Genomic DNA, 26,731 nt, shown 5'->3' with positions numbered 1-26,731 from the left:
ACCTGTTATGTCCGTCATGGTTTACTCGGTTGACCGACCGGAAACGCCGCCGCTTAAGTTGCCGGATCGCTTTCGGACGGACGTTATTCACTTCGCCACACCGGCCGGTATGGCGGATGCCCCTGAAAAACTAGCATCGGGTGAGTACTGGGTTCGGCGAGAAGACGCGGAGCAAGCCTTCGATGAAGGCGTGCTACATGTAGTTTCCATTCTTGATAGCGAGAACCGCACCGAACTCGAGATCACCGAAGATCAGGAAATTTTCCTCGAGTGGTTACTCAAACACAATGTGCAACATATCCGCTTAGAGTCGACGCGGTGATGGTTCGACGGTTCGCAGATTGAGCCATTCAAACGCGTCGATTTGTTCAGAGAAGCGAGAGAACATCGGGTCGACGGCGTCACCGAGTTCGCCGGTGGGGCGATCGATCGATTTCAACAATAACAACCCCTCAGCTGGCCATCGCAAAGTGATCCACGCTGCGATGGTATCACTTGTTGCATCCCAGGTATGCGGCAACGCAGCGATTGAAGAAGACTCGGTCTGATGGCGAGATTCCTCGGCTTTGAGGAAGACGCTTGTCTGCAGCACCGGCACTCGACCGATCCGCCAGGCCTCTTGAGCCAACGTGCGATCGGCCACTAAGGTCGAGCGTGGCCAGACCACTGAGATCAACTGCTCATTGAGGGCCATGGCGTGAAGTGCCAGGTCGTGCGATTTCGCTTCACCGATTTCGAACCGTTGGTCCCAACGTCGTACTTCATCCGCTAGCCCCCCGCCGCCGATGATCAATAGCGGTCGGTGCGGATACAAGTCCAGGGCGGTTTCCAATCGACGAGGAAAATCGGCTAAGTCCAACAAACTCCCGCCGAGTTTCCAAACCCAAATCGGTTTATCCATCTCAAGATCCCACAAAGACGATTACCAGGCCGTCTCACGGCTTACCGGACCCTAAAGGACCGAAACCGCTACGAAGCCAAGTCAACTGTTCTGGCAATCGTATTGTGAGCACTTCGGAAGTTTATGCCATCGTTGCAGCCAACTGATCACGCACTGACGTCCAACTGACCGCCGACTTGGCCGACCGAAGAAATCTGCGAATGGGAGTTCCAGTCTTGTGAGAATGACGAGCCTTGCCCGAGAAACGCCTGCGACATCATTAGGCCGGCAAGCAACTCGGAACCGCCTGATTTCTGATCCTCCTGTTTCGACTGGGACATCAACATCAAGGCGATAATTAACTCGGCTGACGAGAAACCTTCCAGGTGTTCCATCAGTTCTTGCAGACGACCTGGATCAATGCGGTCGTGTAGTTCGGCGATTGTCTCGGGCGGGCGAGAGGGTTGAGATGCCTCATTCGGTTGAGATGCCTCATTCGGTTGCGATGCAGCGTTCGATTGCGAGGTCGCTGTGGCGGGTTGTGTTCCCGCGGAAGACGTCGAGCCGCCGGCCGCAACGGTCATTCCCGCTGCTCCGCCCATGCTGATTGCACCAACGCCACCTAAACCTGCCGCTTGCATGTCGGTCTCTCCCAATGATGTGAACACCAGGAGTCAACGCAAACGGAATGCCGATTCGTCATTCGACGATTTGACCTGCAAATTCGCGGATTCGTTCGGCTGCGGTGATGATTTCTCGCAACGCGGCGTCGTCTTCAAGCAACACCGGGTGATGCAAAACCAAAACATCGCGGTCGGCACGATCGGCGTGTGGAAGGTCGTCGAGCGTTCGAAACCGACGACGACTATGAATGCAATGGAGACTTCGAAAACCAGCGTCTAAGGCGATTCCCTCCGCTCGCATCGCTGCTGCAAACCGATCTCGTGACAGTCCGGCGAACGCTGCCGAATCGTACTGAAACCCAAGTTTGTAGTAATCTGGTTCGCAATCCGCCGGCGCTTTGAATGGACGAAGACCGGCCAACGATTCGCCCCACTTGCAAAGTTTCTCGACGCTAGCGGTCCGTCGTTGACGGTTCGAATCGAGTTCAACCCATTGTGGCAGCAACACCGCCGCCTGTAACTCGGAAAGCGGATACGCATTGTTTCCGCGTTGCATGTAGAGTCGGATTCGCTGGGCAATGGCGGCATCGTTCGTCAGCACCGCTCCTCCGCGACCTGCCGAAAGTGTTTTACTGCCGCCGAAACTGAGAACGCCGACATCGCCCCAGGTTCCCGCGGGACGTCCGAACAACTTGGCTCCCGGCATCTGGCAGGCGTCCTCGATGATACGAACATCATGCTGCCCTGCCCATGTTTTGAGTCTGGGCATATCGACGACACCGCCGTGCAAGTGCGACGCCAGCACCACCCCTGCATGCGGTGAGGCCTTCTCGAGTTGCTCGATGTCCAACTGCCAGTCGTCAGGACGGATATCGACCAGCAGCGGGCAGGCGTCCAGGATCAGTGCGTTCTGGAAATTTGCTTTGAAGTCATAACCGGCTAGCAAAATCTTATCGCCAGTCTGAACTGACACGCCACGATAAGCCAACTCCACCGCCACAGTCCCGCTGCTACAGAGAATGATGTGCTCGCACTGATGTCGTTCGGCTAAGTACTCGGTCAGTTGTTCGGTGTGTGGACCGTGATAACGCCCCCAACTTCCGTTATCCCACGCCGAGAGCAATCCATCGCGGATGGCCGACCGACGAAGTGGCCAAGTGGGTGGTCCCTGAGGACGAATCGGCACGCCCCCTAAAATCGCCGGAAGGTCGGGCATGTCCGTCAATCGACTCCTGTGTCAGAAGGAATTCGGAAACTTGAATCTTTTTCGAATTCCGAGATCCGATTGTTTGAAAACTACGTTGGTAAAAACGTCGCCAGGAAACTCTTCGCGACAATCTCAATTCATCCAATCGAAAATTTTTTGACAGTCGACTCATTTTAAGTGACCATTCCCACAGTTGAATACTATCTCTTCAACTTGGTGAATATCGTTGGAAACGAGCCGAGGTTCCTGATGGAAATGTTCTATCGTTGGTGTGCCATTGTGGCCGGCACAATGCTGTTCGGTCAATTCCTACTCTCTCTCTTAGGAATCGGTCACGACCACGAAGGGCTTGAGGTTGGCGGCCTTGGCAGCGATGGCATTGATGATATCGGAGTCGACCACGATGGCCTCGGAGACCATGCCGCCGATGTGCCGGATGGTGATCATGATGGAATTCGGTTTGCAAGCTTTCTGAGCTTGCGGGCCATTGTCGCTTCTGTCGCGATCTTTGGTCTGACAGGGATCGCGGCTTCTCGGGAATATGACCCCACTCTCGCGTTTTCGATGGCAACCGCTGCCGGGATCGCGGTGTTATTTCTCGTCGGTTGGTTGATGAACACCTTCTACGGCTTGGCAACCGATGGCACGATTCATATCGAACAAACGATGGGCATGCCCGGTCGGGTGTATGTCAAGATCCCCGGGGAAGCCAGTGGACAGGGGCGTGTGACCGTCCTTGTCGGTGAGCGAACTGTCGAATTCCAAGCGGTGACTCCTGAGGAAGAATTGCCGACTGGCACTGCGGTCATTGTCACAAACGTCCTCGACGACAAACTAATCGAAGTCTCACGACGTGGTGCGTGATCATTCACGATCGACTGAAAAATTAAGCATTCCTTGCTGACTCAACCGTTGTCTCCTTCTTGAGTTCAAACGTCGAGCAGCTGCGATTGCAACCCCTGCAAGTTGTTCAATCGACCAACAATACTGAGTTCGAATCTGAACTTCGAAGCATCCACTTCACTTCTCCATTCGGAAAGCCGTCTTATGTCTACACCCCTATTTGCCGTCGAACTGCTTGATTTGCTGGCCTCGACTTGGGGCTTTGTGTTCGTTGGTTTTGTGATTCTAGCGAGTTTGTTTCTCTTTCTGGCCAAGCGTTATCGTCGTTGTCCGAGTAACGCGATCCTTGTGATTTATGGGAGTGTCGGTGCGGGGAAAAGCTCGAAGACGGTGCACGGCGGTGGGGCATTTATTTTGCCGATCATTCAGGATTATGATTACCTCTCGCTAGAGCCGATTCAAATTGAAGTGCCGCTGAAAGATGCACTTTCCCATGAGAATATCCGCGTCAATGTGCCGAGCGTGTTCACGGTGGCTATCGGGACTGATCCTGAAGTGATGCAGAACGCGGCAGTTCGTTTGCTTGGACTGAAGACGATCGATATCAAGAAACAGGCTGAGGACATTATCTTTGGTCAGCTTCGACAAGTGATTGCCTCGATGCGGATTGAAGACATCAACCGCGATCGCGATGCGTTTCTGTCCAACATTCATCAGAACTTAGAGCCGGAACTGGAAAAGATTGGCTTGGTTCTGATTAACGTCAATATCACCGATATCACCGATGAATCGGGGTACATCGAAGCGATTGGTCAACGGGCAGCCGCGGAAGCCGTGCAAAACGCGCGTGCCGATGTTGCCGAGCAGGAAAAGCTCGGTGAAATCCGCGTTGCCGCCGCAGACCGAGATAAGTCGGTGCAGGTTGCCGATGCGAACAAGACGCGGGAAATTGGGATTCGAGAAGCGACTCGTGCCCAAGCTGTTCGAGTGGCCGAGTTGAACAAGGAACAGGAAGTCGCCGAACAACGAGCCGACTTCGAACGCGACACCGCCGTTGCCGATGCCAAACGTGAGCAACGAATTGCGGTTGCTGAGGCTGAGGCCGCTGCGATCGAAGGGGAAACGCAATCAAAAGCGAAGATTGCCGATGCGAATGCAACGTTAAATGTTCGTCAGGCTGAAGCCTATGAGATTGGTGAAACCCGCAAACGCGAAGCCGCTGCTGCCGTCGAAGAGGCCCAGCACCGCGCGATGGCCAAAGCCGCCCTGGCGGAAGCCGATCGCATCGAAGCGGAACGACGTGCTGAATTGGAAGCCCCCGCGAAAGCCATGAAAGCCAAAACAATTGTCGAGGCGGAAGCGGCAGCCGAGAAACGCAAACTCGAAGCTGAAGCCGAAGCAGCTGCCATCTTCGCGCGACTCGACGCCGAAGCCCGTGGTGAGTACGAAAAACTTGCCAAGAAGGGGGCCGGTCTGAAAGAAATCGTCGCTGCGTGTGGCGGCTCTCAACAGGCCTTCCAGCTGATGATGCTCGAACACTTAGATACATTGGCCGCAAAAAGTGCCGAGGCAATCTCGAACATCAAGTTCGATAAGATCATCGTCTGGGACAATGGCGGAAATGGTGCAAACCCCAATGGTGGCAACATGACTAGCAACTTCTTGCAAAGCATGTCGCGAACATTGCCACCGATGATGCAAGTGATGAAAGATATCGGCGGAGTCGAAATGCCGGAGTATCTCGCCAAGTTTGCAGAAGCCGACGAAGATCGAGTTGCCACGAATAAAAAGAACGGGCAAGACTCAAAGGCCGCGAAAACAGAAACGGCTTAAACGTTTAGTCCTAGCTTGCAAAGCTGAAACAGCACAAGCCACTTGTCTTATCTTTACGACTGAGTGGCTTTCTCTTTGAAGTCAAGCAGATTGTCTGAACTGAAAATGTCGAAACCTAGATGACCTGCGAGCGGTCGGACTGAAAGCACCAGCGATAAACCTTAGCTGCTAATCCATGCTTCTGAATCGGTTTGACTAGATGATCGGTAACTCCTGACACAATCGCTGCGACAACACTTCCCCGAGTTACTTCTGTAGTAACCATTGAACCTGAAACATCGGCAGTCTCGACGACATCCGTAATACCAAGTTCGTCGAAGTACTAACCCTGCATTCGACACATGACATACGAATCATCGACTACTAAGACTTTCATTCCACGCTGGCCCCATCTCTGAGGTTGTTGCCTGTAGATAACGCAGGTCTCGGGAGAGCTAATTAGTCGTTTCTCTGGAATCCAAACTCTAAAGCGAACTCTCCGATTTCACAGTGAAATCCAGCTGCGAGTGGCGTGACCTGGCCTGGATAGCGAATCACACGATTTCGTCCAACTACAACGTTGGGAAGGTCGATCGTCAGGTTCATCTGCTCCATCTGCACCTTCGCGGCTCCCGAGATGATATTTGCGATCTCACCGACGGCGTCGATCACTTCATCAGTCATCGACTCGACATTGATCTGCAACATGCGATTCAAGAGATTAAACGACGTTCGCGCAGGCATACTGAGAAGCACGAGTCCGTTCGCCGATCCTGTGATGTTGATCATAGCACTGACTTCGTGCGGCGGGCGTCCAGATTCGTCGGCTTTGAACGATAAAGTCCTGCGGGTAGGAGTGCACCTTAGCATCGTCTTGAACGTGTCTTTGGTAGCGACGATGAAGGGGTTAGCCGCTTCCGTTGTTAACTGAGTATCGAATCTCATCAGAGGCATTGGCAGTTGCCCGGTATAAGTGAACTTACAATGACCGCAAAGCCAAATGGTGGCACATTACTATGTGGAGCGTCTTATGAGAAACTGCTGTCAGGTATTGCCAAAAGTGGTTAATGAAGTTCGTGTAGATTTACTCTCTGTTACCAACGACATACGAAGGCATCAAATGCCCGATATATGTCTCGGTGGTATAAGGTTGTATCGGCATTAGCCCCGTGGACTGATAGTTCACCTCCGAATCAAGAAGAAATAGAGATTTGTGAAGTATGACGTCCGAATTGTACGGATGTTGACGACGCGATTAAGAAAAACTCGTGAACCTAGCTTCGTACAATCGAGTTGCTCCGTTCTGATCATTGCGGGTTCTGTTTCCCGGACGTAGGAAAACAACAGCGGCATTACGTCTGCTGTGGAAACTACGGACCGCGTACGGTCTGATTCCCGTTGTGGTTAGGACTCTGTCGGTGAGCGAGGCGAGGGAGTTGGCAGGCTGTGAGGCGGGCGTTTGGACAACCTTTCGGGAATCTTGCAGCGAACTATAGTGTCGTGCAAGAAGCCCGTGGTGATGAAATCTATAAGGCATTACTTTGATGCTGCTGTCGATAGACAGAGGACTTGCAGCGAGAGTCTCTGTTGAACTGTGATGACAGGCCGAATACAGTCTCAGCAGCTCCTAAGATTAGAGGACCATCTCCCCTCAAACTTTGTGCTAGTTTCTGGAAGATGTCTTTCTTGAGAGATTCGTCGAAGTAGATCAAGACATTGCGGCAAAGAATCAGGTCGAACTGTCCGAGTCCGGCAAACGAGTCTAGTAGATTCCACTGCTTCCATGTGACGCGGTGACGAAGTTCGTCTTTGATTTGCCAGCTCTTCTCGACTTGTCGGAAGTACTTCAGCAAGTATTGAATCGGTAAGCCCCGCTGAACTTCCATCTGAGAATAAAGCCCTCTTTTGGCTCGCTCGATCGCTTTCGAGTCGAGATCCGTGGCGACGACTTCAACATGCCAACTTTGCAGTTGTGGGAAGTTTTCACCAAGCAACATCAATACGGAATAAGGCTCCTGCCCGGTCGAGCAGGCGGCACACCAGATTCGTAAATTTCGCTTCGTAGCGCGGGCTTCGATAAGTTCGGGGACAATCACATCCTTAAGATCTTCGAATGGTTTCTTGTCCCGAAAGAATAGTGACTCATTCGTTGTCATCGCCTCGACTACCGCAGTTGCTAAGGGCGTCGTTGATGAACGACGCAACTCCCGAACCAACGCGGCAATGTCAGCCAACCCTTCACTCTGTGCAAGCGGTAGCAGGCGTGAGTCGACAAGATATTCCTTCCCCGGAGTCAAAACCAGTCCCGACCGTTCTCGGAGCCAACGGGAAAGAAACTCAAAATCGCTTGGATTCATGGGTAAGCCTGAAACCTTTCATCCGCAGAACAGTCGCTATGCTGGATGCGTCTAAGAACTGCGAGATAGTCATCGAGGTCGCTGGTTGGCGGTTTCCTGCAATTACAGTTGAGCACAACGAGTCGACAGCGAGAATTGCCGGTGCGAATAGTTGCCGGAAACTAGTGCCGATGGAGTACAAGCGATTGTTACAAAGAAGAAAAATAGGGATCGATGGCTTTTGACCCTCGAACCGATTATTGTTCGATCCTCGTTCTTATCGTCGAGCACAGAACGAGAAAAATAAGGCACCTTGTGACAGAAGTTGAAACAAGGTGCCTTATCATTGTTAGAACGCGAATACCGCCTCAACTTTTTCGCGGATCACATCTTCGGTGAATGGCTTCATCACGTACTCATCGGCCCCCGCTTGAATCGCAGTTGCGATTTGCGTGAACTCAGCTTCGGTTGTGCACATGACAATCTTAGGCTGCTGAGGCAATGCTTCAGCACGAACTGCCTTAAGAAAACTTAGGCCGTCCATGACAGGCATGTTCCAGTCGAGAAGTACCAGTTCGATCTCTGGATGGCTGTGAACCATGTCCAGTGCAATCTGGCCATTCTCCGCCTCTAGAACGGTATAGCCCATTGATTCCATGATTCGTCGACAGATTGACCGCACGGTGCGAGCGTCGTCGACTAATAAGACTGTTCCCATTAGTCTTCCTATCGTTCTTGATCCGAAAAGTGGTCGCAGTAGGACGCAGGCAGTGATTCGACAGACGGGTTTGTCAGTCGATGCGAAGTTTGGTGAGGAAGTCGTCTGCAACTTGGTTGAGTGTTACTGACTCACTATTGACTTCTTGAGCCACCTTCTGCATCTCACTGACGCGGCGGCCGCTTTCTTCGGCGGCATTGGCGACGACAGAGATACTGCTGCTAACTTCTGCAGTTCCACGGGCGGCTTCAGCCACGTTTCGCGAGATTTCACTAGTGGCTGCGGTTTGCTCTTCCACTGCCCCGGCAATCGTTGTCGAAATTTCGTTGATTCGACGAATGGATTCCCCAATCGATGTGATGGCTCCGATGGCTTCGCCACTACTCGTTTGGATCGCAGCGATCTTGTGGCTAATTTCTTCCGTGGCTTTAGCAGTTTGCCGGGCAAGTTCTTTGACTTCGTTGGCCACAACTGCAAACCCTTTGCCGGCTTCGCCAGCTCGTGCGGCTTCGATTGTTGCATTCAATGCCAACAGGTTTGTCTGCTGTGCGATCGAGGTAATGACCTTAATCACTTCGCCAATCTGCTTGCTAGCACCTTCGAGTTCATTGATGGAGTCGTTCGTACGGTTGCTTTCCGAGACGGCTTGCTCGGTCATGCGAGAAGCTTCTTGGACGTGTCGTGCGATTTCGTCGATCGATTGACTCAGTTGCTCCGCAGCAGCGGCGACTGTTTCGACGTTCTTCGTGGCTTGTTCGCCAGCGACAGCCGCGACTTCCGCCTTCTGAGACGTTTCTTTGGAAGTCTCAGCCATCGACTGGAAGTTCATGTGCAGCGAATTTGAGGCCTGGCTGATTTTGCTGGCGACACCCTTGACGTCGCGTTCAAAGTCGTCTGCAAGTTGAATTTGGCTGGTAAGGACCGACCAAGTCACCATGGGACCAACGTATTGACCATCTTCGCCGTAAACACCCGATACGAGCAGGTCGAGCGTTTCCGGGCCCAACTTTACTTTCGCACGATGCGGCAAGTTCGAAGGGTCTGCAAGCAGCCGTCGTTGCATTTCCGGTTGCTTGTGGAAAATGTCAATCGAGTTGCCGACTAGTTCGTCAACCGGTTTCGGTAGCATGTGTTGCAACTCGCGGAGTGTGTTCCGGGTTGCAGTGTTGATGTAGTTCAGTTTCAAATCTTTGCCAGCCATCATCACGTTGATCGGCATTTGTTCGATAGCCGACTTGATGATACTAGCTTCTTTGCGAGCGGCAACGAGTGCGGTGACGTCGGTCGCAAACTTGACAACCTTAATGATGTTCCCCGAGGCGTCGACGATCGGGTTATAACTAGCAGAGATCCAGATTTCTTTACCGGTCTTCGTGATACGTTTGAACTCACCCACGAACGCTTCACCATTACGCAACCGTTCCCAGAACTGTCGATATTCGGTCGAAGTTCGATAGGCTTCATCAACGAAGATTTGGTGATGTTGGCCTTGAATTTCGCTAAGTTGATAACCCAAGGCGTTTAGGAAGTTGTCGTTTGCGGTGACAATTTTGCCACTGAGTTCGAATTGAATGACGGCCTGAGTGCGACCGATCGCTTCGATTTGGCTTTCCAGATCGGCGGTCTTCTCGGTGGATTTCACTCGCTCCGTGATTTCTGTCAGACTCAATGTATGTCCCGAGGGACGGCCATTGGCATCGTGTAAGTTTACGACTGTCATCTCCAAGTGACGATTGCCGATCTTTGATATGACCGTTCGCGTATCGACATGACTGGAGATGTCACGCAGACCGGGGATCGATTCCCGAATCAACGACCACGAACCATGCCGAAGTGTGTCGGTGCGAACATCGAGATCGGATGAGAGCGTTTGAAACAGCTTCTCGCTCGCCTTGTTGAAACAGATCACGTCGCCGTCGGCGTCGAAAACCATTGTTGGTGTCGGTGACTGTTCCAGAGCGATTGCCAATAGATTGGCCTGAGTCGATTGTGAGTTCAACTCAGACGCGGCATTCGTCGGGGCATCGATTTGAGAATGAGGCATGGTTTCAGCAGTCCAATCGAGAGAGGGAGGGACGGAATTGACTGTCGGGGGCAATTCATGTCCCGACGAACCGAGAGTGACTTCGTTGACGGTGGATGTCACCGCGATCTGTGAGTTGGCCGCTGTGATCATGATCTCCGCGATCGCGGAGTATGCATCGGACCAGGCGGATTGCAGTTCGGAGTTCCAATGTTCTCCGGCCACATCGGCGAGGACGTCGAGCAATACTGCGCCCACGTCGGCATAATCGTCGTCCGAAACACCCCACCGCATGTGTCGCACGCCCAGATCACCGAGGTAACGTTGGAGTGCCGACGGTTGGTCAAGCCACCGCACGATCAGGACTAACGCCTGTGCGAGTTTTTGCCGTTGCTCGATAAGATCGGCACCGGAAAACAACGGCATCAGCGTCGGGTGTCGTTCGAATAACCGCTCGTAGAACAGTTTTGTAACGCGGTCGAGTTGCCCTCGCAGAAGTGCGAAGGAATCTCGTAAGGGACCGACAGCCAAACTCATAAATTCTAGCCCTTTCGCCGATCGAGAATGGAAGAAATATCCAGCACGACGAGCAATGCATTTTCCAATCGCAGCACGCCTTGCAGAACACCGCGACGTGTGGCAGCGAGTGAATGAGGAACCGGGTCCATTCGGGTTTTGCCCACATCGACGACTTCGCCAACTTCGTCAACTAAAAGGCTGAACCATTCGTCGCGGTAACGGACCACGACATTCATGGGTTCTTTTTCACCGTCGAGCGGCGGTAAGTCGAAAAATGTTCGTAAGTCGACAGCGGTGACAATCTGCCCGCGAAGATTCAGCAGGCCCGCGATATCGGCCGGGGCCTTGGGGGTCTTCGCGATTCGCTGCGGATTGAGCACTTCCTGCACGACGTTTACGGGGACGCCGTACAGATCGTTGGCAACGCGAAAGGTGACATATTGCTGAGCAACTTGAGCCGTGGCATTCGAAGCTGGTGCGGATGGAGCGGCGGTTGTCATGCGGAGATCCTTTCCTGGCGATTGTGAGCTTCGCAGAGTCGGCGAATCGTCGAGACGAGAACGGGCGGATCAAACTTTTTGAGGATGGCGTCGTAGCCGGCGTCATTCGCACGTTGGTCCAAGTCGGCATCTTGGAGCGCGGTCATCGCAATGAGCTTGGTCAATTTGAGTTCCGGGCGAACGCGACAGGCTTTTGCGAATTGGAAGCCGTCCATGTTCGGCATTTCGAGATCACTGACAACCACATGGAAACGTGCACCCTGGTCCAATCGGCTGATGGCTTCGTCCGCCGCTCCACAGGCGACGACTTCATAGCCATGAGAGACCAACGTCGTGGAAATCAACTGGCGGAAGAAGATGGAATCGTCAATGACCAACACTCGATGCGACGTTTTTCGTTTCACGTCGGCATACCATTCCGGGTTGGCCTGGCTGATGTAGTAGTGCGTGTCGATCACGTCCACAGCTTGCCCACCGAGAATGGCAGTTCCAAGTACGCCGGGTTGCGTGGAGTTCATGTGCATTGTCAGGCGTTCTTCGATGATGTCTCGAATGCCCTGCACCATCAGCCCCATCGAGTTATTGCCTTCGCTAAACACAATCACCGGCTGAATGTTGGTGCTGTTGTTTGCACTAGGAACGCCGTCGATTGTGAGCAACGGAAGCAATTGGTCGCGATACTGCACCACTTTTCGGCGTCCGGCCGTTTCGATTTTCTCGTGCGGGATTTCTTCCAAGCGAGCGACGAGCGAAAGTGGTACACCCATTGTGCGATTGTCGCCGGCATCGAATAGCAGAACGTTCGTCGGTTCGGGGCCGTGTCCGTCGGCAACTTCGTGATTGAGACCGTCGTTACTCGGCAGACCACCATTCTGGTTCGCGATTCCCGCGATATCGAGAATCATGATCACACGCCCATCGCCCAGGATCGTTGTGCCTTGATAAATATCGATGTGCTTTAACAGCGATCCCACCGGCTTGACGACGATCTCCTCGGTATCAAAGACCTGGGTCACCAAGATACCGAATTGATCTTCGCCGACTTGTACCACCACGATGTTGGCTTCATCGGGCGCTTCGCGACCATCTTCTAAGCCAACAATTTCGTTCAATGGAATCAAGGGCAGTAACCGGTCGCGGAGACGGTAGAACTCGTGGTTGCGAATTCGTTCGATCTTGCGAAGATCTGCAGAAGATAGCCGTACGAGTTCCACAACGCCGAGTTGTGGAATCGCGAAACTTTCACCACCGGCTTCGACGATTAACGCTGAGATAATCGCAAGTGTCAGAGGGATTTTGATTTTGATTGTCGTGCCTTGACCAGCACGGGAAGTGAGTTCGATCGTTCCGCCGATTTTTTCGATCTGGGTTTTGACGACGTCCATCCCCACACCCCGCCCGGACACCGAACTGATCTTTTCGGCGGTCGAGAAACCGGGATGGAAAATGAATTGCATCAAGTCCGCTTCGCTGCGGAGTTCGGCGTCGGACTCGCTGATCAATCCTTGCCGCACCGCCTTTTCACGAACCTTGTCGACGGCGATTCCCCGACCGTCATCGTCGATGCGGATGATGACATGTCCGCCTTCATGGTATGCCTTGAGGTTGATTTGCCCGGTTTCTGGTTTCCCGGCCGCCTCGCGGTCTTGGGGCGATTCGATTCCGTGATCGGCAGAATTCCGCACCATGTGCGTTAGCGGATCTTTGATCGCATCGAGAACCGTCCGGTCTAACTCTGTTTCTGCTCCGTAGAGTTCCAGTTCAATTTGTTTGTCGGTGACGCGGGCCAAGTCACGGACAAGTCTGGGAAGTTTATTCCAGGCATTGCCGATCGGTTGCATCCGCGTTTTCATGACCCCTTCTTGTAGATGCGTGGTCACGCGATTGAGTTGTGCAACCGGAGCCGCATAACGGGATTCTTCATCGCCTCGAGTGAGTTGCAACAACTGATTTCGAGTAAGAACCAACTCGCCGACCAAGTTCATCAGGTGATCCAACACCTGCACGTCGATTCGGATCGATAGATCTGAAGTTCTCGCGTGCTCTTCCCATCCGTTCGCTTGCGGTTCCGTTTTGGGAGCCGGTTTCTTTGCAGGGGGGGGGGCTTTGGCTTCTGGCTCCGGTTCGGCAACCGGTGCTGGCGGCGGAGTTTCGACGTTCGCAGGTTCTGGGGCTGGGACTGGCTCGACCGGTTGGGCTACCGGTTCTTCGACGACAGGAGGATCGGCAGAAACCAACTCCGAAGCAATGTCCACACTAGGCTGCTGACTTGTCGCCTGCGAGAAGGTCTGGGGGATCGAGGCCAACAAATCCAATTTGTGGATTAGTTTTTTGTCGTCGCCATCGTCTTCGGCACCAGATCGTTCAAGTGCTTCCAATAGCTCTTTAATCCGATCGATGGCTTCGAGCACGAGTGAGATCGCATCGGGCGTCACGGGTAACGCTCGGCTTCGCATTTGCCCGAGAACGTTTTCCGCCGAATGGGCCACGCCTTCGAGCTTCGGCAATCCGAGAAATCCACAAGTGCCTTTGATGGTGTGGATCGTTCGAAAAATGCTTGCGATCAGATTGGTATCGGTTGGCCGTTTTTCCAGCTGAACGATTTCGGAATCGAGTTGTCCCAGGTTCTCCCAGCTCTCTGCAAGAAACTCTTTTACGATGTCGTCTGTCATGCTGGAGAGATCCTTTTGGCGTACCTAGAAGAGCCCGCGATCGCGTCGCCTTTCTCTATTTTCGGTTGAAACGGTGTCCAGCTTGACTAGGTTTTCTTGGTGGTCTGGAGGGTTTGCGGGCTTTGAACGGATATCGCCGGCAGGACCACCGAAGACATGCGAAAACCTCGAATTCCACAACGATTTTCTCAACCGCGCGGAAATCGATTTGCTTTTCGGAAAACGTTGGGAGGGGCCTGCAGTTTCAGCGCAGAGGCTACTGCTGAGCGGCCAATCGCAGAGGGACTTCCAACCCGTGCTGTTCCATCAGGGCGGCATCGCGAAGAATCCGCCCGGTTGGTCCGTCGGCGTGAATTTCGCCACCGTCCAACACCAGCACGCGAGAACAATGCAGAACGACGAAATCCAAATCGTGCGTCGCGATCAGCTGCGTACCGGGAAACGCAGCCAGATGGGCGAGTAACGATCGTCGTGCACGTGGATCGAGGTTACTTGTCGGTTCGTCGAGCACCAAAACGGACGGATGACACGCCAACACGCCGGCCAACCCCACCCGTTTTCGTTCGCCATCGCTAAGCCGCATCGTACTGCGATGTTCGAAACCTGCGAGCCCGACTTGTTCAAGACTGACTCGGACGCGATCGTGCACCATGTCCGATGATAAACCCAAATTCAGCGGACCAAATGCAACATCTTCCCGCACCGTCGGGCAGAACAGTTGGTCGTCCGGGTCCTGAAACAAGAAGCCCACCTGCTGACGGACCGCCGGCAAGGTCTCACGCGAGATGATTTGCCCGTGGATCGAAACGGCGGCACATCCGTTTTTCGCGGAGTGGGTCCGCGGCAGCAATCCGTTGAGGTGCATCAACAATGTCGATTTGCCTGCACCGCTCGGACCGACCAGCCCGACGCGTTCACCGGGTTGAAGTTCAAAACTGATCTTCCGCAGGGTGGGTGGTCCGCCAGCGTATTGGAATGAAAGCTCGTTCACTCGCACAGCGGGTTCCGACATCGGAACTGGGTCAGAGGAACTTTCGATCATACGGAGGCAACGTTCGTTGATGAGGCAGGTTCAAGAGACGGCGAGGATCGAATTCCATCCTACCGCTCAGGCAGAGCGTTGGGAACGGTCTTGGTCGAGGGTGCGATGTCGTCCGTCCCAACCGCGAGCACACATCGAGTCATGCACACGTTCCGCCCGAGTGAGTGCTCGCACCAACAACATACCGATCAATTGCACCGCGAGTCGCCACCTGGCAAACAGCGGTCGTGGTTGGACCGTGCGGGCGGCTCGTGCGGTTTGCATTCGCTCTAATTCTTCCCACAGAACGAACAGGTAGCGGTACGAAAGCAACATCACACTGAGCAAAAGTTCGGGGACGTGAATCTTCCGCAGTGTGAGAATCAACTCATCGAACGATACGACACGCGTGAGCCACAAGGCTGCGAGAAACGAGATCAAACCGCGAAATGCAATCGCAGCAGCCAGCTCGCCACCCGTCCGGAACCCCTGCGACAACGGTAACGAAATCGCCAGCAATGCGAGAAACGGGAGAAACACGACGAGTCGACGAGCGAGGTAAGACAACGGCGTCTCGGCCAAGGCATGGGCGGCCCAGAGAGTCGCCAGTAATACCCCGTGCAACGGCCAGAACCGGATCGGCACCACCAACGCTACAACGATCATGGCCAAGCAGAAACCGATGCGCCAACCTGCAAATGTGCGGGGTTGTGGGGATTCCGGATCGCTCACACTGAACCGCTTTCTGGGGGTGTTGCCGACGAATCGAGTTCGAGCTGCATCCGCGAGCGGATCGACTTCGCAAACAGAAACGCTGCAATTGCCACGGTGATCGTGCCGAACATTCCGGCCAATGAGACTGACAATCGTTGCCACCACGGCGAGCGGTTCCAACCAGCCAGTGGTGACGGTACGGCGTAGTCACTCAGGACAAGTGCAGCACCATCTTCAGCTCGATCGATGAATCCACGCGATTCCGCGACGGCTTCCAATCCGTCCGGCGCTGCCGAAGCGAATGGCGCCAAAAACGCGGCGACTGTCAACGCGACAATCAAGCCAGCCATCACTGTCGGGGCTAGGTTCGAGCGTGGGCGAAACGCGGGTTCATCGCGTTCAAGCAGATCCGGACGTTGAGTCAATACGAAGCTGACAATTCCACCGGTAATCAATGCTTCGCCGATTCCAATTAGGGAATGGACCGAGACCATCATCGAGAACACGCGACCGAGATCAAACTCGGATCGATCCACTGAGAAACCAAGTTCCACACAGAAAAGCATTGCCGCAGCCATGACAGTGAGCCACGACGCCACCACCGCACCGACCACCGTACCCACCGAACGATCGGCGAGGAAGCGTCGTGTGATTGTGAACACGCCGTAACCGCCCCAAGTGCCCACGACCGCCATATTTAGGACGTTCGCCCCAAGGGCTAAGAGCCCACCATCGCTGAATAAAAGTGCTTGCATCGCGAGGACGATCGTCACTGCGACACAACCCGCCCACGGTCCTAGAAGGACCGCCGCCAATACGCCTCCCATCAGATGCCCGGAGACGGCTGGTACTCCCAGAAAAGCAATCGGCACCCGAAAATTGACCATCTGACCAGCAAAAATGAAGGCCGCTGTCATTCCGGTTAATGCGACCGTTCGTTCCGCGATCTGATCCCGCAGTCGAACGACACTCCAACCGACCGCGGCAGCGGAAACCGCCCCGGTGGCCAAGCAAACTTCGGGAGCCAAAAAACCGTCAGGAATGTGCATTCACGTCCTCACAACGTCGAATCGAATCACGCGGCACCTACGAATTGCACCACTAGAGCACTCTATGGACTGCCGATCGGCTTTGCAATTCGAGCCGAACCAACTACTGTGGAATCCGAGTATCGAATTTAGAAAATTTCAGTCGTTGATCCGAGCGGGAACAATTCGGAATGTCGGACGATTTCAATGTCGAGGTGATGAATCGCCTGCGAAACACACCCGCGATCTTTTCGGCTTTGGCCACCGTCACTGGCAACGAATTGCAACGACAGAAGCAACTTCGCCGTGATTACGATGACGAAATCGTCCGAGCCGCGTTGAGTTTGCACGAACTCCGTGAACGGGCTCATCGCAAGTTCACACGGGCCGACGAGATGTGGTTCGACCGTGTGGGATTGGAACAGGCCACCCCTGAAGATGTGGCCTGTCACAAAGCAAAACGCTTCGATGGGGCAGTTTGGGATCTGTGCTGCGGAATCGGTGGCGACGCGATCACGTTGGCCCAGCGGTGTGACGTGACTGCAGTCGATTTGAATCCGGCGGCGTGTCTGCGAACGGAATGGAACGGCGAGGTCTACGAAGTCGCCGATCGAGTGACTACACGCATCGCGGATGTGTCGGAGGTCTGGAACGAGGCAATTTCGTCGAACGCGTGGATTCACGTCGATCCCGATCGGCGGGTCGGTCGCAAACGCTCATTGCGGATTGAAGATGGCCAGCCCAATCTCGAAGCGTTGATCGATTTGTTTGAACGCGGACGTGGCGGTGCTGCGAAACTCAGTCCGGCTTCGAACTTCGTCGGGAAATTTCCGACAACGGAGATCGAACTCGTCAGCTTGCACGGCGAGTGCAAAGAGGCAACTGTGTGGTTCGGCGAACTCGCGGAACCGGGACTCTGGCGTGCAACTGCCCTGCCCTCGGGTGAAACCATCTTCGGCGATCCGCTCGATGCATGGGCCGAGTTAGACGACCTTAGCGAATATCTCTACGACCCCGACCCCGCGGTGGTTCGCGCGGGTTTGGTTTCGCTGCTGGCGGAACAACTCCAGATCTCGCGTCTCGACGATGCTGACGAGTACTTGACGGCCGATCGGTTGGTGGCTTCACCGTTCGTACGGGCGTATCAAGTGCTGGCGGAACTCCCGAATAACGACCGGGCAATTCGGAAGTTCGTGCGGGAGATGAATTGCGGACAGGTCGAAATCAAGTGCCGACACGTCCCCGTGCAGGCGGACGTCGTTCGACGCAAGCTTCCGTTAGGGGATGGACCACCAGCGAGTTTGATCTACGCGAAAATCGCCGGGCGGACGAAAGTTGTCGTCGCCCAGCGAGTGGATCAAGAGGAAATTACTTCGCCGACCTCAGCGATTTGATCTCCGCGTCAGACAGTGCTCGATCAAACACTGCGATTTCATCGAGTCGACCTTCCCAATTGCTTTCGTTCGATGCGTGTCCCCCGAAAAAGACGGTTTCGAATCCGGCGTTGAATTCGATCGGCGAGTCGGTCGTGATCTCGGGTTTCGCTGCGTTGTTCAGGTAGACACTGGTCTGACCGTCCTGGCAAACGATGACAATATGATTCCAAGTCCAGCGTTCGATCTCCGTTTTTCCTGCTGCGGTTTTTGCATCGCCGGTTTGGAGAATCAGCCGCCCGGCATGATTGTCGAGACCTCCCAGACCGAGGTGTAGGCCTGGCGAGTCGGCGAGGAACTCGTGTCCTCGAGAGAGAATCCAACCGGTCGTTTGACGCGCATCCGTGGGCATGCCATTCCAAATCCACATGGAAGCGGACCAGTCGGACTTGAGATCTGGCAAGCGTGTTCGCAATCGACCGCCTGCGAAGTGAGCCGCTCGATTGATATCGTCAGCTGGCGTAAAAGCGGGTTCAGTCGGACCTTCGAGGAAATACACAACACCGGGTTCGTAGATGGCGTCTCGATGATGGGATGTTGCATCGACCGCAACCGGTCCCGCCATGTCGGCCAAATGCCAATACGCTAACGGTTTCAACTCTAAGATGGCATTGCTCGCAGGACCGTTCGTTGGTCGGTATGGTTTTCGGGGTTGGCCGGTGACGGTTTCGAGCAAATGTAGACCAGCTGCGACGATTTTCGGCTCCGCGGTGACTTCCAAACCCGCCGACCGAGCGGCCCAGGTATTGTAACCGCCGAGGAGATGTTGTTCCGGCGGCGGGATGTAACCGTCGCCCCCGTTCGCCAGTTCGATAACCATCGTCGACTCGAATGGCGACTGCAACTTGAACTTCAATCCGGTGAGTGCATAGGTTTCGGTCGGTGTTGTCACAATCGCGATTTTGCCGATGCGAAGTGCCTGCACCACGACTTTTGTCTGCTGCATCTCATGAAGGAACAGTTGCTCCCTCGCATAGATTTCGTCCCGCGTTTTCGGAAGTCGATCGCCCATTTCGTCGACGATTTTCTGCGACCACTCCAAGAGTTGAGTATTCGGCACCCGATACTTCAACGGGATGCGTTGTTCCGCCATCGCGAGTTCGTCGGGCGTGTGGTACTCAATGTCTTCGTAAGCCGCGATGGCTCGGTCTAGCAATGCGGATGTGTATTCCTCGATCGCCACCTGCTCGAATGGCGAAGGCGAACGGTAATCTCGTCGCCAAATATCGCCGCTGCAACCATGAGACATCAGGCCGACAAATGGCGGGTGATTGCCAAGTTCCGCCCCGGCGATTCGCTCCTTCAAACCGTCGCAGAACAGTCCGAAATAATCGGGATGCAACGCGGGGACGCCGCTGAAGTAATGCATCGAAAAGTTTCCCAGCACCGCGATCGGGCGACCTGCCTGGGATTGAAACGAAACAAGCGAAAGTTCCGGGTCTTCCGGACCCGATTCACCCGTCACAACTTCGGGGGTGCGACCGGCGTGCATATTCGCTTGCACGGTGGGGTTCCCGAAGGGGTCGAGTTCGATCCGGTCGGATCGACGAATCCATCGTCGCAAGGCCGTGAATTCGTTGGCATCGCAACTTCCCCATCCGACCTGTGCCGGTTCCAAATTCGCCTGAGCCGCAGCGATGGCTTCGACCAGTTTTTGTCGTAGGAACGGTACGTAGTTGGAGTCGGCATCGGTGCCTAAGGCTCCCATGCTCGACGGTGCCGTATGGGTGTGGGTTGCGGAAATCAAAATGTGATCGGCCGCGATTCCGGTTTTCACGGTCGCAAGTGCCTTCGCATCGTCGAGAAGCGATTGGGGCATCATGCAGCTGTCGACAACGACGATCGCCAACTGCGTGTCATCGTTTTTGAGGACCACAGCCCGAGCGTTGACGGCTTTTTCCGTTTTGTCGGTGGAACGGCTGGTCATGCCACCGTTGACCAGAACCGGGAATTGTTCGGGCACGACATTGACGACGGCGGCTCCCGCTTGGAACTCGGCGTGTGCAGCGTCGACGCTCCAAACGGCAGACAGCACGAAAAGATTGAACGACAAAATCCACTTCATGAACCGATCCTTTGCCTCACAGTTGAAAACAGCGAACGCCGATGCGTTGCCATTCTGTCGAAGGTGGACGAGAAAGTGTAGTTCAGGAGCGGATCAATTCTCTCAAGATGCCGGTTTGCCAGCTGCGATCTGGGTCTCCCATTGATCGAGAAAGCGTTCGAGTTCGTTAAGTTCGTCGACATCCAACTGCTGATGCCCGAATCGAACTCGGTAAAACGCTTCGGAAATCGAATCGAAAGTTTGCCCGGCCATCTGGACTTGCCCTTGCACGAACCGTGCGAATTCGCGTTGTGTTTGGCTGGGAAGTCGTTTGAAACCGGCCTTTGCACAGAGTCGACGAAACCGTTCATAGAACGCGATCTGACGTTCTGCGTGACGAGACGCGAGTTGCCGATCACGGAGTTGCTTCAAAAGCAAACGGATGAGCCGACGGAACACCGCCGCGACTCCGACCAACCCGAGCAACAAGAAAAACGAGATCGCCCCGCCTTCCCAACTAAACCAACGTCGTGGAGTCATGACGATGTCGCGAATTCGACTGAGGTGCTCGCCGACATTCATCCACAAACTACGGATCTGCATACCCAACCACAAGGCCGAGTCCTTCACGGGTGACAGTAGGTTCCGCTGTTGAATCTCGTTCAGATTCACGATGTACCGTGACCAAAAGTTTCGAAGTCCAGATTCCAACCGAGACCAGCCAGAGGATTCTCCGCCGATTTCCGCCACGCTGGCCGATCGCAAGTTGGATGGCGTGGGGTCGTAGAGTTTCCATTCTCCCTCGATGAAGGCTTCGACCCAGACATGAGCATGGCGTTCTTGCACCAAGGCATGCCCGGAGTACTCGTCCACCTCCACGCCTTTGAAACCACTGACCAGTCGTGCCGGGATCCGGACGGCTCGCAACATCAAAGTCAAAGCCGAACCAAAATACTCACAGTGTCCGACTTTCCGCGCGAACAGAAAGTCTTCGATCGGGTCATCACGCGGATCGTTGACGCGAGCATTGAGCGTATATCCAAATTCCCCGGAATCACGAAGATAATGTTGCAATCGGTCGGCTCGCTCGCGTGGCGTGGGATTCTGAGCCGCTTTCGCATTGCCCTCGCCTTGCGGAGTGTCTTCCAGTTTCGGATTGAATTCGCTCGTTTCGTAGGCCAATTGAGTAAGTCGTCCCAATTCGCTGGGAACCTGTAGATACCAGCGGTTGAGTCGCGAGGCTTGTTCGTGTCGACGCTCCGAAAACTCGTTTCCATGCAGCCGAGGTTCTGCCGAAGGAACCGGTGCGGGGGCCAACAGCGAGTATTGAATTTGAGCTTTGGGATTCCGCATCGATTCGGGCAGCCGAATCATCATGGTTCGGTCATCTCGCAGGATGGAGTCGTCCGTCGTATCGAGCTTCCCACCCACAATCGGAGGGATGCCAAAAAGAACTTCTTTGTCGACCGGTTCGAGTAAGATTTCTTGACGAACCGAACCGGGGTCGGGCAACAAGGGGTTTCTCAGCACGCTTGGTGTAAACGAATTCCCTCGAGTGCGGTTTTTCCATTTCCCACGTTCGTACTCATCCATGACCGAGCCGCGAAAATACGGTTCGTCGTAACCGATCGTTTGAGCATAACGTTCGATGTCGAGTTCGCGATCGCTGCCGTTTTCGAAGAGCCGAACTTCCATCACCCGCTTGTTGCTTTCCAGAATCTGCCCGAGATCACCGAGCTGAATCTCCCGAGCAAAGCCGGTTTGCATTTCGTTGTTAGAATTCCTCTTCTGACCCGATCCCCAGATTTCCTGATTCCGGGGCACGATCAGGAACAACACGAACGCCATCATCAAGGACGCAGCACCCATGCCCAGGTTACTGAGTGTAAAGCGAGTGGTGATCCAGTTCCGGGATGGATCGCGTTGTACCGAACCGATGACGGTACTCGGTCGGTGCAACACGTGCAAAAGCCCATCAATGGGAGACGTTCCAAGAGGTTCGAGTTTCGCGACGGGAGTGGCCGAGATTCTGTCGGCGTTGTCGAACTCTTCGTGACTGGTGTACAGGGTGAAAACCGTGAGCGTCCAGACGGAGGCAAACATGAAACCCACGAGCATCACGCCGTAAACCGGGGCTTCCGTGAGCACGGCTCCGACGGCCGCTTGCCCGACACTGAGAGCACACAACGACCAAAAGTGTCGCTGCGTTTTCTTCTGCAGGAGTACGATCCAAGTGAGGTACACCAGAAAATGCGCCAACGACAGCAGACGAATTTCGTTGTCACCGGTGATCAGCGACCAGGCGGAAACGAGCACTGCAATTGTACCGCCGGTGTTCCCGATCCAAGTCGGTAGATCAAAACGTTGCCAACGCTCCACGAAGAAGTACGCGGCGAGTGCAATCGGGACGGTCAGCGTTTGCGGGGGCAATGACGTTTTCGTGCCCTCCGCGACCAACAACATGATCGCGGAAAAAACGACGTGTCCGTAGATACTGTATTCAAGAACGCCGCGTAGCCGTTGATGGGACCAACCCGCCATTCCGGATTTGAGCATCGAACGCATGACTTTCTAAAAAATGACTCTCAAAACTCGATGATGCCGAATCAACATCTGCTTCCATGTTGTCAATCGAGACCGGTGGAACACAAGGTTCCGCATCGTTCTCTCCAGCACCTTGGCAATTTCGTCTCGAACGCGGCGGTTGTCGGCTTGTTCCCAAAGGTGGGCCAATTCCTCGGCCGAGCGTTCCGTGTGGATCCATGTTAGCAAATGGACGCACCGCATGAGACGCAGATCGTCCGCCTGTTTCTTTCGAATCGCATCTTGCGAACGCGAATTGCCGAGTAAGATCAGCAGTCGATTCAAACGCCTCTGCATCTCGACGGACTGTTTTTGTTGTTTCGCCTGTCGTAGCGCGGGTTCCGCGAGGACACCAAATTTTCGGAGCGACCGAGTTGCCGCTGCCCGGACGAGATACTCCCGGTGATCGAGTTCTGAGATCAATCGCGTGAGCGTCGATCGTCCATCCGGCGGATTCCGAATCATCGCATACGCCACTTCCGGTTGGTTTCGGAGGGTGACGACGGCCGTCCAGACGTTTCGAGGACTATCAATCTCGCTGAGGTGTTGCCACAACATGACGAGTTGGTCGTCAACGTCTGAATCCGACGACTGCGGAGGAGTGTGTGAAGCCAAGGACGAATCAAACAGGTCCCACACCAGTCCAACACCGCTAGCGTCAACACTGACGAACTTCTGGGAGTCGGGAAGGAAGCGGATGCCTGTCACCTTGTCGCGGTGCCCTTTTAATCGCAATGCGACAAGGTGGCTAAACTCTTCGACAATCGCCAATGTGTTGTCAGGTTCGGTGACGATCAACAAACTCTCATCTAGGGACCAGGCTAATGCCGGCGAACTATGAAACTGCCGCTCTTTCCCTAATTCCGAGATCGTCTCACCATCAATGATATTTAAGCGGTAGCCGATTCCGTACTCGGTAGCCACGATCAGTTCACGATGCGACGGGGAAAATTCGAGGCCTGTTGCGCGGCTGGCTAGACGGCGTTTCCATACGAGTTCACCGGTCGAAACCCGCCAGCAATAGAGTCGTCCGAATCGCGTACTCAATAACCAACGCGAATCGGGACTAAATCTTAATAGGTCGGATTGAACTTGGTGATCGACCCGCCACGAATGTTGTGGCTGCGGGAGTGAGCTGATCCAAATTGGTGACGAGTCCCGCGGCGATGCTACGAACACCCCCGATGGATCAAGCGTGTTCGGCGACTCGATCGATGCGATCGTTTCAGGAATTTCGGAATCGCGTGACCATCGCATCACGGTCGTTGGTGATGTCGCCAAAATTTGTGTCGGCGTTACAGCGATCGACTGGATACCGGCCGGCTCAACAGATTCCGATCGGTTGAACGTGCTAAGATGTCGACCGTTCGCGCAATCAAACTCAATGACTTCGCCGGTCGCGGTTCCACAGAAGGCCGAAACCGAGTTTCCGATTTTATCAATCGTCAGAGACGTAAACGTGTAACCTTCCAGTTGAAACCGTGCGATGCACCCTTCCGGAAGATTGGGGTCGCGTTCGGCTCGTACGGAAGTCGGTAAGGTGCATAACATCGAGGTGACAACGATGACCAGCAAACTCCGCGGCTTCAACTTCCGGGTGGAAGGAACTCTTCGGCGGTGAGTTGCGGGCGTTTTCAACGGTGCTTGACCACCATTCCGATGTGTTGGCCAGGCCCGAAAAAGCCGCCCGCGAGCGCAAGGGCAGCTTTCTCGGTCCGACCGCAAATACGTCGAATCGATCAATCTGACCGATTCAACTTGTCGACGACATCACACTTCAATCTCATAGCCCTTGCGTTGCTCACGAGCTTGCATGCTTTGGGCTTGTTCATCACCGACGATCATTTCAGCTTCGGGATCCCATTTGATCGAACGGCCGAGTCGCACGGCGATATTCGCCAAGTGACAGGCCGTCATCGCTCGGTGATGGGAATGCACGTCGCTGACGGGTTGCTCGCGGTCGCGGGTACAATCGAAGAAGTTCTTCATATGGGCATTGTTGCCACCAGGCTCGCGGCCTTTGTAGACCTCTCTCATCAAGCCCTCCGGCAGCGGATTCTTCTTCAGATCGTCCACCGGTGCGCCAACGATTTTGCCTCGATTGACCAAGAATCGGCCGTCGGTGCCTTCGAACATGATGCCGTTGTCGAAACCGAGATCGTCGGCACGGTCGCGAATGTGCATCTCGACACCGTCGGCGAATCGCTCGATCACATGGAATTTCAACGCGACGTTGTAACGGTCATCTTGAACCGGCATACCGTCTTTGAGATCGACCGCATGGTGGGCGGAAACCGGTTCGACTTCGGTCGGGCCGGAATCGTCCATACCGAGTCCCCACATCGCGATGTCGACGTGATGGGCACCCCAGTCGGTCATTTTGCCGCCGGAGTATTCGTACCACCAACGGAACTCATAGTGACACCGCGACTTACCCCAGCGTCCGCCTTTTTTGTAGCGGAAGTCGACCAACGGAGCTTGACCGAGCCATTTCTCCCAATTCAGCGTGGACGGCGGATCGGCTTTCGGAATCGGTCCGCTATCGCCGACGCCGCCGATTGCACACGTCACTTTTTTAATGTCACCAATGCGTTTGTCCCGCAACATCGCGACGGCTTGCAGGAATCGCAGACCCATTTCGCTGCGTTGTTGGGTCCCGACCTGAAAGACACGATTCGTTTCTTCAAGAACACGACGAATCTTTTTGCCTTCATCAATCGTCAGCGTCAGCGGTTTCTCACAATAGACGTCTTTACCGGCCTTCATCGCTTCGATGGCGATTTTCGAATGCCAATGGTCTGGGGTGACGATGGTGACGACATCGATTTTGTCGTTGTCGAGGATCCTTTGGTAATCCTCATGGATTTCAACGTCTGTGTTACGGCCCTTTTTACCCTGAATGTCCTTGACCCGTTTCGCTCCGCTTTCGGCATGAGCGGAATCGACGTCGGCAACGGCCACGCAGTCGGCGAACTCCATCGCGTTCGGACCGACGGCTCCCCAGCGACTTCCGGTTCCGATGCAACCCAGCACGGGGCGTTCATTCGGGCTGTTCTGATTCCATGCGTTGGCTGGTTGGACCGGGAACCAAAACGGCACACTCGCGGCACCAGCGGCAACCGCGGAGGTTTTCAGGAAGTCACGACGCTGCAAATTTTGAGATGCCAAGAGATTCTCCTCACGAATGGATTTGGAAGAATGGTGTGGGATTGGCTTTGATCCGTTCAGTGTAAACGGCAGAGAGACCCGTTGTAAATCGTGTGGAGAGTTGAGGGTAGAGAGTACAGAGTTGGAAAACGAAAGGTGAGCTTCTCGCTCGGACTTGGCAATAGTGCAGTTTTAACGACGATCTGTGTCGCCCAAACGATTTTTGGGCTCTACGGACTCTTCCTGGAATTCATCTCGTTCGTGCTTGGGTAGCCACCATTGAGAATCCTTGCCTAGCCAATGCGTGTTGGCCCAGTAGCCGGGTGACTCGTGATAGTAGATGTGTCCTTCGCCTCGAAAATCCATGTGACGCCAAGTTTTGTTGATCGAGGCGATTGCCTGGTCTGGCGTGGCCTCAAAACGAGAACAAATCAAATCTATGATTTCCTCAACAAATTTCTTCGACTGTGTGTCGGTTGTGAAATCCCACATTGATTCCATCAATGACCTCTTATTAGTTGGGCAAGCACAGTTTTCGAGTATGGTCAGCATATGCAGCTAGAAAACATTTTTTTCAAAAACTTCGAAAAAAGAGCGAACCATATTGAAAGAACGGCTCTCTGCGAGA

Annotated in this window: 21 protein-coding genes; 4 read left to right on the top strand and 17 right to left on the bottom strand. The window is 54.2% G+C overall.

Going from position 1 to position 26,731, the window contains the following annotated elements:
- Positions 1–7 precede the first annotated feature (7 nt).
- Positions 8–322, top strand: a complete 315-nt coding sequence (locus AC5DDB_RS06885; protein WP_491738957.1) for a hypothetical protein — start codon at positions 8–10, stop codon at positions 320–322.
- Here AC5DDB_RS06885 and AC5DDB_RS06880 read toward each other — a convergent pair.
- The 3 genes from AC5DDB_RS06880 to AC5DDB_RS06870 form a co-directional block, all read right to left on the bottom strand.
- Positions 305–901 (bottom strand): hypothetical protein, encoded by a 597-nt coding sequence (locus AC5DDB_RS06880; RefSeq protein ID WP_491738956.1) that lies wholly within the window; start codon positions 899–901, stop codon positions 305–307. The two genes, AC5DDB_RS06885 and AC5DDB_RS06880, sit on opposite strands and share 18 nt — an antisense overlap.
- Positions 902–1,047: 146 nt before the next feature.
- Positions 1,048–1,521 carry a hypothetical protein gene (locus AC5DDB_RS06875; protein ID WP_491738955.1) on the bottom strand — a complete coding sequence of 158 codons (474 nt, stop codon included), beginning with the start codon at positions 1,519–1,521 and terminating at the stop codon, positions 1,048–1,050.
- Positions 1,522–1,579: 58 nt separating this feature from the next.
- The gene (locus AC5DDB_RS06870) at positions 1,580–2,719 is read right to left on the bottom strand and encodes a DegT/DnrJ/EryC1/StrS family aminotransferase (RefSeq protein ID WP_491738954.1); all 1,140 of its coding nucleotides are present in this window, start codon (positions 2,717–2,719) and stop codon (positions 1,580–1,582) included.
- 240 nt (positions 2,720–2,959) lie between these two features.
- On the opposite strand from AC5DDB_RS06870, the gene AC5DDB_RS06865 reads away from it, so the two are divergent.
- Complete coding sequence (locus AC5DDB_RS06865; protein WP_491738953.1) at positions 2,960–3,574, top strand: hypothetical protein; 615 nt, start codon at positions 2,960–2,962, stop codon at positions 3,572–3,574.
- 183 nt (positions 3,575–3,757) lie between these two features.
- Positions 3,758–5,386: a flotillin family protein gene (locus AC5DDB_RS06860; RefSeq protein WP_491738952.1), complete on the top strand. Its 1,629-nt coding sequence runs from the start codon at positions 3,758–3,760 to the stop codon at positions 5,384–5,386.
- Between the two features lie 438 nt (positions 5,387–5,824).
- Here AC5DDB_RS06860 and AC5DDB_RS06855 read toward each other — a convergent pair whose 3' ends face one another.
- From AC5DDB_RS06855 to AC5DDB_RS06815, 9 genes are all read right to left on the bottom strand, one after another.
- Complete coding sequence (locus AC5DDB_RS06855) at positions 5,825–6,154, bottom strand: chemotaxis protein CheX (RefSeq protein WP_491738951.1); 330 nt, start codon at positions 6,152–6,154, stop codon at positions 5,825–5,827.
- 737 nt (positions 6,155–6,891) lie between these two features.
- Positions 6,892–7,722, bottom strand: coding sequence for a CheR family methyltransferase (locus AC5DDB_RS06850; protein ID WP_491738950.1), 831 nt, complete (start codon positions 7,720–7,722; stop codon positions 6,892–6,894).
- A 328-nt stretch (positions 7,723–8,050) separates the two neighbouring features.
- Positions 8,051–8,419 carry a response regulator gene (locus AC5DDB_RS06845; RefSeq protein ID WP_491738949.1) on the bottom strand — a complete coding sequence of 123 codons (369 nt, stop codon included), beginning with the start codon at positions 8,417–8,419 and terminating at the stop codon, positions 8,051–8,053.
- 73 nt (positions 8,420–8,492) lie between these two features.
- A complete protein-coding gene (locus tag AC5DDB_RS06840) occupies positions 8,493–10,979 on the bottom strand; it encodes a methyl-accepting chemotaxis protein (RefSeq protein WP_491738948.1) in 2,487 nt (828 codons plus the stop codon).
- Between the two features lie 5 nt (positions 10,980–10,984).
- Positions 10,985–11,461 carry a chemotaxis protein CheW gene (locus AC5DDB_RS06835; protein ID WP_491738947.1) on the bottom strand — a complete coding sequence of 159 codons (477 nt, stop codon included), beginning with the start codon at positions 11,459–11,461 and terminating at the stop codon, positions 10,985–10,987.
- A complete protein-coding gene (locus AC5DDB_RS06830; RefSeq protein WP_491738946.1) occupies positions 11,458–14,133 on the bottom strand; it encodes a hybrid sensor histidine kinase/response regulator in 2,676 nt (891 codons plus the stop codon). The genes AC5DDB_RS06835 and AC5DDB_RS06830 overlap by 4 nt, the downstream gene beginning before the upstream one ends.
- Positions 14,134–14,389: 256 nt before the next feature.
- The gene (locus tag AC5DDB_RS06825; RefSeq protein ID WP_491738945.1) at positions 14,390–15,145 is read right to left on the bottom strand and encodes an energy-coupling factor ABC transporter ATP-binding protein; all 756 of its coding nucleotides are present in this window, start codon (positions 15,143–15,145) and stop codon (positions 14,390–14,392) included.
- Between the two features lie 96 nt (positions 15,146–15,241).
- Complete coding sequence (locus AC5DDB_RS06820) at positions 15,242–15,886, bottom strand: energy-coupling factor transporter transmembrane component T family protein (RefSeq protein WP_491738944.1); 645 nt, start codon at positions 15,884–15,886, stop codon at positions 15,242–15,244.
- Complete coding sequence (locus AC5DDB_RS06815; RefSeq protein WP_491738943.1) at positions 15,883–16,917, bottom strand: energy-coupling factor ABC transporter permease; 1,035 nt, start codon at positions 16,915–16,917, stop codon at positions 15,883–15,885. Before AC5DDB_RS06815 ends, AC5DDB_RS06820 begins: the two co-directional genes overlap by 4 nt.
- A 170-nt stretch (positions 16,918–17,087) precedes the next feature.
- Here AC5DDB_RS06815 and AC5DDB_RS06810 point away from each other — a divergent pair, with 170 nt between their 5' ends.
- Positions 17,088–18,290 (top strand): class I SAM-dependent methyltransferase, encoded by a 1,203-nt coding sequence (locus AC5DDB_RS06810; protein WP_491738942.1) that lies wholly within the window; start codon positions 17,088–17,090, stop codon positions 18,288–18,290.
- On the opposite strand, the gene AC5DDB_RS06805 is transcribed toward AC5DDB_RS06810, so the two are convergent.
- The 5 genes from AC5DDB_RS06805 to AC5DDB_RS06785 all read right to left on the bottom strand — a co-directional run bounded on the left by AC5DDB_RS06805 (position 18,265) and on the right by AC5DDB_RS06785 (position 26,538).
- Complete coding sequence (locus tag AC5DDB_RS06805; RefSeq protein ID WP_491738941.1) at positions 18,265–20,394, bottom strand: LamG domain-containing protein; 2,130 nt, start codon at positions 20,392–20,394, stop codon at positions 18,265–18,267. The two genes, AC5DDB_RS06810 and AC5DDB_RS06805, sit on opposite strands and share 26 nt — an antisense overlap.
- 102 nt (positions 20,395–20,496) lie before the next feature.
- Positions 20,497–22,938 (bottom strand): transglutaminase TgpA family protein, encoded by a 2,442-nt coding sequence (locus AC5DDB_RS06800; protein ID WP_491738940.1) that lies wholly within the window; start codon positions 22,936–22,938, stop codon positions 20,497–20,499.
- Positions 22,939–22,944: 6 nt separating this feature from the next.
- Positions 22,945–24,507, bottom strand: a complete 1,563-nt coding sequence (locus AC5DDB_RS06795) for a WD40 repeat domain-containing protein (protein WP_491738939.1) — start codon at positions 24,505–24,507, stop codon at positions 22,945–22,947.
- A gap of 219 nt (positions 24,508–24,726) precedes the next feature.
- The gene (locus AC5DDB_RS06790) at positions 24,727–26,124 is read right to left on the bottom strand and encodes a Gfo/Idh/MocA family protein (RefSeq protein ID WP_491738938.1); all 1,398 of its coding nucleotides are present in this window, start codon (positions 26,122–26,124) and stop codon (positions 24,727–24,729) included.
- Between the two features lie 171 nt (positions 26,125–26,295).
- Positions 26,296–26,538: a hypothetical protein gene (locus tag AC5DDB_RS06785; RefSeq protein WP_491738937.1), complete on the bottom strand. Its 243-nt coding sequence runs from the start codon at positions 26,536–26,538 to the stop codon at positions 26,296–26,298.
- Between the last annotated feature and the right edge of the window lie 193 nt (positions 26,539–26,731).

This window comes from Thalassoroseus sp. (assembly GCF_984380535.1).
The sequence above is the reverse complement of the archived record's forward strand: the minus strand, read 5'-3'. Positions and strand labels throughout refer to the sequence as shown.

Coding starts and splice junctions, on each gene's coding strand:
- AC5DDB_RS06810 (WP_491738942.1), top strand. CDS start 17,088: ATGTCGGACGATTTCAATGTCGAGGTGATGAATCGCCTGCGAAACACA.
- AC5DDB_RS06800 (WP_491738940.1), bottom strand. CDS start 22,938: ATGCGTTCGATGCTCAAATCCGGAATGGCGGGTTGGTCCCATCAACGG.
- AC5DDB_RS06875 (WP_491738955.1), bottom strand. CDS start 1,521: ATGCAAGCGGCAGGTTTAGGTGGCGTTGGTGCAATCAGCATGGGCGGA.
- AC5DDB_RS06850 (WP_491738950.1), bottom strand. CDS start 7,722: ATGAATCCAAGCGATTTTGAGTTTCTTTCCCGTTGGCTCCGAGAACGG.
- AC5DDB_RS06835 (WP_491738947.1), bottom strand. CDS start 11,461: ATGACAACCGCCGCTCCATCCGCACCAGCTTCGAATGCCACGGCTCAA.
- AC5DDB_RS06840 (WP_491738948.1), bottom strand. CDS start 10,979: ATGAGTTTGGCTGTCGGTCCCTTACGAGATTCCTTCGCACTTCTGCGA.
- AC5DDB_RS06845 (WP_491738949.1), bottom strand. CDS start 8,419: ATGGGAACAGTCTTATTAGTCGACGACGCTCGCACCGTGCGGTCAATC.
- AC5DDB_RS06880 (WP_491738956.1), bottom strand. CDS start 901: ATGGATAAACCGATTTGGGTTTGGAAACTCGGCGGGAGTTTGTTGGAC.
- AC5DDB_RS06830 (WP_491738946.1), bottom strand. CDS start 14,133: ATGACAGACGACATCGTAAAAGAGTTTCTTGCAGAGAGCTGGGAGAAC.
- AC5DDB_RS06870 (WP_491738954.1), bottom strand. CDS start 2,719: ATGCCCGACCTTCCGGCGATTTTAGGGGGCGTGCCGATTCGTCCTCAG.
- AC5DDB_RS06795 (WP_491738939.1), bottom strand. CDS start 24,507: ATGTTATGCACCTTACCGACTTCCGTACGAGCCGAACGCGACCCCAAT.
- AC5DDB_RS06815 (WP_491738943.1), bottom strand. CDS start 16,917: ATGCACATTCCTGACGGTTTTTTGGCTCCCGAAGTTTGCTTGGCCACC.
- AC5DDB_RS06860 (WP_491738952.1), top strand. CDS start 3,758: ATGTCTACACCCCTATTTGCCGTCGAACTGCTTGATTTGCTGGCCTCG.
- AC5DDB_RS06865 (WP_491738953.1), top strand. CDS start 2,960: ATGGAAATGTTCTATCGTTGGTGTGCCATTGTGGCCGGCACAATGCTG.
- AC5DDB_RS06885 (WP_491738957.1), top strand. CDS start 8: ATGTCCGTCATGGTTTACTCGGTTGACCGACCGGAAACGCCGCCGCTT.
- AC5DDB_RS06855 (WP_491738951.1), bottom strand. CDS start 6,154: ATGATCAACATCACAGGATCGGCGAACGGACTCGTGCTTCTCAGTATG.
- AC5DDB_RS06805 (WP_491738941.1), bottom strand. CDS start 20,394: ATGAAGTGGATTTTGTCGTTCAATCTTTTCGTGCTGTCTGCCGTTTGG.
- AC5DDB_RS06825 (WP_491738945.1), bottom strand. CDS start 15,145: ATGTCGGAACCCGCTGTGCGAGTGAACGAGCTTTCATTCCAATACGCT.